The sequence below is a fragment of the Actinophytocola sp. genome, from assembly GCF_035712165.1.
In the GTDB taxonomy this organism is placed as follows: Bacteria; Actinomycetota; Actinomycetes; order Mycobacteriales; family Pseudonocardiaceae; genus DASYTH01.
Genome location: NZ_DASTBH010000484.1, coordinates 1 through 6,100 on the forward strand (window position 1 = coordinate 1; position 6,100 = coordinate 6,100).

Annotated in this window: 7 protein-coding genes; 1 reads left to right on the forward strand and 6 read right to left on the reverse strand. The window is 69.1% G+C overall.

Features of this window, described 5'->3' with window-relative positions:
* Positions 1-49 precede the first annotated feature (49 nt).
* From VFO68_RS27310 to VFO68_RS27335, 6 genes are all read right to left on the reverse strand, one after another.
* Complete coding sequence (locus VFO68_RS27310) at positions 50-424, reverse strand: nuclear transport factor 2 family protein (protein ID WP_325161264.1); 375 nt, start codon at positions 422-424, stop codon at positions 50-52.
* 116 nt (positions 425-540) lie between these two features.
* A complete protein-coding gene (gene ltrA, locus VFO68_RS27315) occupies positions 541-1,917 on the reverse strand; it encodes a group II intron reverse transcriptase/maturase (protein WP_325161265.1) in 1,377 nt (458 codons plus the stop codon).
* Between the two features lie 515 nt (positions 1,918-2,432).
* Entirely contained in the window at positions 2,433-2,921 is a 489-nt protein-coding gene (locus VFO68_RS27320; RefSeq protein ID WP_325161266.1) for a GNAT family N-acetyltransferase, read from the reverse strand.
* Positions 2,918-3,376 carry a GNAT family N-acetyltransferase gene (locus VFO68_RS27325; protein ID WP_325161267.1) on the reverse strand — a complete coding sequence of 153 codons (459 nt, stop codon included), beginning with the start codon at positions 3,374-3,376 and terminating at the stop codon, positions 2,918-2,920. The genes VFO68_RS27320 and VFO68_RS27325 overlap by 4 nt, the downstream gene beginning before the upstream one ends.
* A gap of 5 nt (positions 3,377-3,381) precedes the next feature.
* The gene (locus tag VFO68_RS27330) at positions 3,382-3,792 is read right to left on the reverse strand and encodes a GNAT family N-acetyltransferase (RefSeq protein WP_325161268.1); all 411 of its coding nucleotides are present in this window, start codon (positions 3,790-3,792) and stop codon (positions 3,382-3,384) included.
* 517 nt (positions 3,793-4,309) lie between these two features.
* Positions 4,310-5,251, reverse strand: a complete 942-nt coding sequence (locus VFO68_RS27335; protein ID WP_325161269.1) for an AraC family transcriptional regulator — start codon at positions 5,249-5,251, stop codon at positions 4,310-4,312.
* 102 nt (positions 5,252-5,353) lie between these two features.
* Here VFO68_RS27335 and VFO68_RS27340 point away from each other — a divergent pair, with 102 nt between their 5' ends.
* Positions 5,354-6,073 carry an SDR family NAD(P)-dependent oxidoreductase gene (locus VFO68_RS27340; RefSeq protein WP_325161270.1) on the forward strand — a complete coding sequence of 240 codons (720 nt, stop codon included), beginning with the start codon at positions 5,354-5,356 and terminating at the stop codon, positions 6,071-6,073.
* Positions 6,074-6,100 lie beyond the last annotated feature (27 nt).

A 6,100-nucleotide genomic window follows, 5' to 3' on the forward strand; every position in this document is an offset into this window, starting at 1 on the left:
CGCACCCAGACCCACCCCCAGGTCTAGTCAGACCGTCCATATGGGACGGTCAACCGATGCCCAGTACCGCCCGGGTCTCCGGGGTGTCCGCATAGACACGCCATTCGGTGACCACCTCGCCGTCGATCGTCGCGGTCCACAGCGCCGGCCCCGCCAGGCCTGGTTCCGCGCACTCCGAGTACCCCACGATGACGACCACATCGTCGGTCGCGGAAAGTGTGGTGAAGACGTTGCGGTAGTCCGGAAACGCGTCGAAGAAACCCCGCCAGGCGGCCAGGCAGGCCTGCTTACCCGACACGGTGTTCGCCTCGGCGTCGATGAACCTGTGATCGTCGGACATCAACGCCGCCAGACCAGCCACGTCCCGGCGGTTGATGCTGTCATTGAACCGCGCGGCGACCGCAGTCGGCTCCGTTGCGGACACAGCTGCCATTGGTAGTCAGGGGCGCAGTGCCGCGAAGGGCCTGTTTCCCCGTCCCCCTTTCAATCCGTACGTGCGGTTTTCCCGCATACGGCTTACCGATGATCTTCTTGGCATGGTTACGCTGCCTTTGGGTAGCGGATGGTGCCGCGAAGCCGGTGCAGGCCGTGTTGGTTGAACCACTGTTCTGTCCACTGTGCCGCCTGACCGGCGCGCAGGTTGCGGCCCCGCTTCTTGATCAGCAAGCGGCGCAGCCGCCACACGACGTAGTCGTCGATCTGGCGGAACTTGTGGCCGGCGTTGCCGGTGCGGAAGTAGTTGCCCCAGCCGCGCAGGATCGGGTTGAGCTCCGTGATGATGCTGCGGATGTCACTGATCCCGACCCGCTTGCGGCCGGTCCGGTCTGCGACCTTGGCGCGGACCCGCTTCATCGCCGCTTGGCTGGGCCAGCGGTGCAGGTAGTAGCGGATCACGCGCCGCTGCTCCCATTGCCGACCCGACATGCGGGCTCGGAAATGACAGCCAAGGAAGTCCAGACCCTGCCGGCCCTGCCGCAGGTCGACCACTTTCGTCTTATCCGGGTGTAGCCGCAGCCCCAGTTCGGTGAGGTTGTCCTCGACCGCGTCCAGGGCCGCTCTGGCCTGCCGCTCATCACCGCAGAGCACCACACCGTCATCGGCGTAGCGCACCAACTCACCCACCTTGCGATCGGCGAGTTCGGTGTCCAGTACGTGCAGGTAGATGTTGGCCAACAGCGGGGAAATCACACCCCCTTGCGGGGTGCCGGCGACCGTGCGCTCCCGCACCCCATCCGCGGCCATCACTCCCGCCTGCAGCCACAGTCGCAGCAGCTTGAGCACCCGCCGATCCGACACCCGCCGACCCACCAGCTCAACCAACCGGTCATGGTTGATCTCGCCGAAAAAGTTACGAATGTCGAACTCCGCGACATGGGTGACGCCCTCGATGAAGCCGACCCGAAGCCGTTCCATCGCCTGCGTGGCCGACCGCTTAGGCCGAAACCCATACGAGCACGACGCAAAGTCCGCCTCGAAAATCGGTTCCAACACCAGTCTGGTCGCCTGCTGGGCCACCCGATCACGGACGGTGGGTATCCCCAGCGGCCGCTTACCGCCCTGTGGTTTCACAATGTCCACCCGCCGCACCGGCGCGGGACGATACCTGCCTGCCCGAAGGTCATCGCGCAACTCACGCAACATGCGGTCCACGCCATAGACCTCCACCGCGTCCAAGGTGATCCGATCCACCCCGGCCGCGCCCTTGTTCGCTTTCACCCGCTCCCACGCCTCCCACAGGACGTCACCCCTGTAGACCCGGTCATACAGGGCGTGGAAACGCCGACCCGCAGACTGCTTGGCCGCAGCCCATAGCGTGCGTTGCAGTTCTCGCACCTTCACCAAGGCCGGCACCAGCCGCTCCTCGGCTACGACCGGCTGTGACCGGCCGGGGTAGTTGGACCGGACAAATCCGGTCATGCCCTGACGCTTACCCGTTTCGCACACGTGATCAAAGTTGGGGTCCTTCCCTCCCGACGCGTTCTGTTGCACGCCGATCCCCGGTACTACGACCCCATCGGACTCCCGCTGCCCTCCGAACGACTTCACCATCGGCTTATACGTCCGGCCTCCACCCTGACGACAGGCATGGTCAGACGGGCCTCTCCTGTTCCGAACCAGACCGTGCACACGTGCCGCCCTCCGTACCCCGGAAGGACCCGCCAGGCTGACCCCGGAACAGGGCCTGACAGACATGGCCTTCGCCGTGAAGTGACCGGCTCGGCTCCTCCATCGTGAGTGTGACGAGGCTGCAAGGTTCGCTTCACGCTACGGCCCGCGCGCTTGCTCCCACCACCGTGGCTTTCGACACCCCGCTCAGCCCGCCACCTCTCAATGACGAACCGGGGCCTACTACCGGGCGCTCCGGTACCTACCCGGATGGGACTTCCACCCGCTGGCCTGATCCAGCTTCCAGGACGCAACACGCGAACACCCTAATCGGCACTGGGCGCAGTGAGCAGGTGGTCCAGCCAGACCCGGTCGCGGAGTTCGATGCCGTCGATGTGGCTGCCGGGTGGGTAGCCGGTGGCCGGGGTGAACGCGTCGCGTTCGACCGTGCGCATCCGGAATCCCTGCCGTTGGTAGAACCGGAGGTTGCCGATGTCAGCGGCGGCGGTGGCGACCAGCAGCGTGGTGTTGTGCTCGGCGGCGGCCAGTTCGACGGCGGCCCGCACCAGCCGGGCACCGACGCCGCGGCCCTGCCGGTCTTCGCGCACGGCCATGTTCTTGATCTCGACCTGACCTGGCTGGCCGGTGTCGACCAGTTGCAGGTGCCCGATCACCTCCGATCCCTGCCGCGCCACCAGGATCCGGCCGGCGTCGAGGTAGGAGTCGAGCTGGCTTTCGGAATCCTCGGCCAGTTCGAACAACGGCCGCAGCTGCGCCCGGGAACCGGTGTAGAGCTGCACCTGGATCTCGTTCATCGACGGGCACTCTCGAGGGGGCGGCTGAGCAGTCGGCGGCCGTCGTCGAGGAAGCCGAGCCGGGTGTAGTAGGTGAACAGGTGGCCGACCTCCTGGCCGTTGGGAGCCACCACCAGCTCGAGGTGGCGGCAGCCCAGGGTGGCCGCCCAGTGGGCGCTGTCGTCGATCAGGGCCGTGCCGATGCCGTGCCGGCGCTGGCCGGGGGTGACGTAAAGGTCTTCCAGGATCGCGATCCGACCATGTTCGAGTCCGAAACTGACCGTGGTGATCGCGAACCCCACCGGCGCAGCGCCCTCGAGAGCGACGGCGACCCGCACCGTGTCGCTGTCGAGCAGGATCGGCAGGTTGGTGGCCAGTTCGTCGGGCTTGGTGGCGAAGGCGCCTTCGGTGTAGAACGCCTCGGCCAAGGCCAGCACCGCGACCGCGTCGCCTGGTTGTGCTGAACGGATCCGCATGTCGTTCACCTCATGTGGCGGGGTTGTTTGGTGAGGATGGCGCGGGTGTAGAGCAGGACGAAGCCGTGCCGTTGCACGTTGTGCTGGGACTTCGATCCGGGCTGGGTGGTGACCACCGCAAGATCGCACCCGGCCGCGGCCGCCTCGGTGAGCCGCGCTGCCAGCAACGCGGTGTGCACGCCGCGGCGGCGGTGCGCGGGTGCGGTCGCCGCCCCGCCGAGCTGGGCCACGCCCTCAGCCAGTCGCATGCTGGCGCCACCGGCGAGCGCCCCGCCCCGCAGGGCGGTGTAGCGCACCTCGCCCGCCGCGTCGAAAGCCCGCATGGCATCGGCGATGTCCGCGCGGGAAAACGTTTCGTGGTCGGGCAGCCCCTGCTCGTCGGGACAGGCCACCCCTCGGCGACCAGGTCCACCCACGCGTCGAACTCCCCGGCGGGACTGCGGCGCACCGCGATATCCGATGGCCTGCTGGGCGCTCCCCAGTCGGCCAGGGCCAGACCGGAGACGTTCTCGAACGACGTCAACTGGTAGCCGCGGGCGGTCAACAGGGCCGCGATCGCCGGATCCCCGAGGTGCGCCAACTCCACCTGAACCGGCGCTGATCGGGCGGCGAACGCCTGCTCGATCGCCTCGAGATCAGTGTTGCTGGGCGGGCCGCCGAAACCCCAGCCGGCGACCTTGTCGAACGGCGAACCCTCCCCAGCGAAGCAGGCGAACCCGCCCGCCACCGGAATCACGAAACCCCGACCAGCATCGCGGCGGGCGGCCGCCGCGGCACAGTCGGCCATCAACCGCGCCTCCAGCCGCTCGATCCGTTCGGCCAGCGCGGCATCGCAGAACAGCGGCCGTCTTTCGGTAGGCATGGCCGCAAGGTAGAACGGCCGATCCGGCCAGCGCGCGGAAATTACCGTCTGCGAACACTTCCGTGGCGCGGTCAGTTCGTGGTGCGTGTGGTGGTGTGGTGCTGGGTGCGGTAGCGGCCGGGGGTCAGACCGGTGGTGCGGGCGAAGGCTCGGTTGAAGGCGTATTCGGAGCTGTAGCCGACGGAGCGGGCGATCGGGCCGATCGCCTCGGTGCTGGTGCGCAGCCGGTGGGCGGCCAGGTCCATACGCCACCGGGTCAGGTAACCGTGGGGGGTGTGGCCGACCAGGTCGGGGAAGCGGCGGGCGAGGGTGGCGCGGGAGGTGGCGGCCGCTCGGGCGAGCGTGTCGAGGGTCCAGGCGCGGGCGGGGTCGGCGTGCAGGGCGGCCAGGGCGGCGGCGGTGACCGGGTCGCGCAGCGCGCGCAGCCAGGAGGCGGGCATGTGGTCGGCGTCGGCGGTGTCCAGCCAGGCCCGCACGATGTGCACCAGCACCACGTCGAGGAGCCGGTCGAGCACCACCGTGGCGCCAGGCCGCGGGGTGGTGATCTCCCGGCCGAGCAGCCGCACCAGGCTGTCCACCGGTTCGCCATCGGTGCCGGGCCGCAGATGCACGAGGCTGGGGAGCAGGCCGAGCAGCGGGGCCATGACGGTCGGGTCGTGCCGGTAGGAGGCGCACAGGATCCGGGTGTGGACCGGTCCCGCGCCGACCAGCAGGCGGCCGCCGGTGGCCATGGCCCGGGCGGCCGCGGCGTGGTCGAACGGCTCCAGTTGCTGGTCGGGATCGCTGGCGATGGCGTGCCCGGCGCCGGTCGGCAGCAGCACGACGTCGCCGGGCATGAGGTGGATCGGGGCCCGTCCGGTCAGCCGCAGCCACGCGGTGCCGGTGGTGATCGCGTGGAACGCCGCGCCCGGCACATCGACGATGTCCAGACCCCACGCCTCGCCGGCGTGCACGGTCGCCGCGACCGTGCCCCGGACCTGCGCCAGGGCGAGCACGTCCGCGAGCGGATCCACACCCCCAGCCTACGCTCGTCTGCGCTGGTGTGAGACGAATGGACAAGGAACTGAGCTGATCACACATCGAACTGTTGCCTTGCTGGCTCATACGGTGTTGTCATGAACATCAACGGTTCCACCGTCCTGGTCACCGGCGCCAACCGCGGCCTGGGTGCCCGACTCGTCGCCGAACTGCTGCGCGCGGGCGCGGCGAAGGTCTACGCCACCGCCCGCACGTCCGGCACGATCGCCGCCGACGTCCGCGCCGACCCCCGCGTGCACCCCCTTGCCCTCGACATCACCGATCAGGCCAGCGTCGAGGCCGCCGCGAAAGCCGCCCCGGACGTCACCCTGCTGATCAACAACGCCGGCGTCCTGGCCTTCGGCGGCGTCCTCGACGGCGACCTCACCGCGTTCGAACGCGACCTGGCCACCAACTACCTCGGCACCCTGCGCGCGACCCGCGCCTTCGTCCCGGTGCTCAAGCGCAACGGCGGCGGTGCGATCGCCACCGTGCTCACCCTCATCGCGCTCGCCCCCGCCACCGGCATGGCCGGCTACAGCGCGTCCAAGGCAGCCGCGCACTCGATGACCCAGTCACTGCGCGCCGAACTGCGCGACACCGGCATCGAAGTGATCGGCGCCTACCCCGGCGGAATCGACACCGACATGCTCGCCGGCATCGAGGCCACCAAAGCCGCACCCGAACAGGTCGCCGCCCGCATCATCGCCGGCATCACCGCCGGCGAGCAGGTCATCTGGCCCGACGACGCCTCCGCCGGCGCCGGCGCGGTCTACCTGTCCGACCCGCTGGCCCTCGAACAACTCCTCGCCGGCTGACCAGTCATGACGATGCATTGCAGCTTC